2 protein-coding genes are annotated in these 1,695 nt (G+C 64.4%); both read right to left on the bottom strand.

The annotated features are described in order from the left end of the window. Positions 1 to 765, bottom strand: a 765-nt coding sequence (locus tag H5T60_14715) for a DUF2079 domain-containing protein (protein ID MBC7243684.1), incomplete at its 3' end; no start/stop codon positions are given. A 35-nt stretch (positions 766 to 800) separates the two neighbouring features. Further along, a partial coding sequence (locus tag H5T60_14710; protein MBC7243683.1) for a glycosyltransferase occupies positions 801 to 1,695 on the bottom strand: 895 nt, incomplete at its 5' end.

Genomic DNA, 1,695 nt, shown 5'->3' with positions numbered 1-1,695 from the left:
GAATATCTCTTTCGGACTGCTTCCGAAGGTGCTGTAGCGGAAGAAATAGATGGATTGGTCCAGGCCGGCGTAGTACTCGCTTGCAAAATGGGGGATGATGACAAAGGTCGCCAGCGCGAACCACACCGCGCTGACGATGGCCAGGGCAATGCCCATCATGCGGCGTTTGCCGAAGACTGCAAGGTACAGGCCCAACAGGAATAACAGCAGGGAGATTTCTTCTTTCGTGCTTAAGGCCAGCAGGGCGGCGGCCCAGAAACCCAGCGCGCTGCCGCGCCGGCCAAAGTAATACGCTCCCAGCAAGAAGGGCACTGCCAGGGGGGCGGCGTGAAATTCGGTCAGGTTGGCGGCTTCCAGCGCTGGGGAGAGGAGATATACTGCGGCAAAGAGCACGCCCATCCACTCGCCGGCATTCGGGTCATCGGGAGACATGAATCGGTCTCGCGCCAGCCAGTACACCGGCAGGGCACCCAGCGCGATCAGGATAGTCTGCACCAGCAGGAGCATGCGCACGTCGTCCCATAACAGGAAGGAGAAAGCGACCAGGATGAAAAATGGCTCCACATGGTCGGTTAGGCGGGTGGCCTGCCGGCCGTCTGCCCGGGTCTCCTCCAGGATGCGCCCCTGCAGGGTGTTCCAGATGGGCTGGTCCATGTTTCCCAGGTCACGGGCATGGGTGCGTTGTGCGTCGTGCAGGGTGATGGAATAGATGCCGAAATACCCGATGTACAGCGCCATCAGGAGCACCAGCAGAGCGTTCGGCATCCATGAATGGGCTGTGTGCCGCATCGTCCAATCCTTCATAGGGCCTGTCCCGAGTACAGCCGCCAGTACGCGTTCACAATCTGTCCCCAACCGAACCGGATAGCGTTGAGATGACGGGCGCGCCGGCCCAGTTCCCGGGCGTGATCCGGGTTATCCAGCACATAGGCCAGGGCGCCGGCCAGCGCCTCGACATCCGCCGGCGGCACCAGCAGTCCGCTGACGCCATCCTCGACAATGTCCGTGATGCCCCCGACCGCGCTGGCGACCACCGGTTTCTCATAGCGCATGGCTTCCAGCAGGACCACGCCCAGCCCTTCGGTGTCGCCGCCGGCGTCCACGATGGCCGGCAGGACAAACACATCGCATCGGGCATAGGCCCGCTGAAGCTCTTCATCCGGAACCCGGCCGCGCAGGACCGCGATCCCCCGCAGTCCCAGTTCATCAATGAGCGCCTCCAGGCGCGGGCGCTCCTGCCCCTCGCCGATGATGGTCAAGGCCACGTCGTCCCGCTGTTCGCGCAGTTTGGCGAAGGCACGCAGGAGGATGGCGTGCCCTTTGCGCTCGATGAGCCGGCCGACGGTAAGGATCTCATACTGGGCCGGCTTCTGCTCCTCTGCCAGGGCCGGGCGGGCGCTCATATCCACACCATAGGGGATGACCACCGGCAGTACGCCGGCGAGCTGATGCACCAGCCCCGCGGTGTAGCGGGAAATGGCCGTGCAGGCGTCGCTTTCCTGCACCACACGTCGGAGCAGAGGGCGGAGGGCGGGGTACTTGCGCACCAGGGCGACATCTGCGCCGTAGAAAGTGGAGATGAGGCGCGGCCGCCGGCCCCGCCGTCCCCAGAGTGCCAGCAGAGCGTTCGGGATGGGCCAGTGGATGTGAATCACTTCCGGCCGCAGGTCGCGGCAGAGCCGGCGCAGTCGCACC

This window comes from Anaerolineae bacterium, from assembly GCA_014360855.1.
Taxonomy (GTDB): domain Bacteria; phylum Chloroflexota; class Anaerolineae; order JACIWP01; family JACIWP01; genus JACIWP01.
The sequence above is the reverse complement of the archived record's forward strand: the minus strand, read 5'-3'. Positions and strand labels throughout refer to the sequence as shown.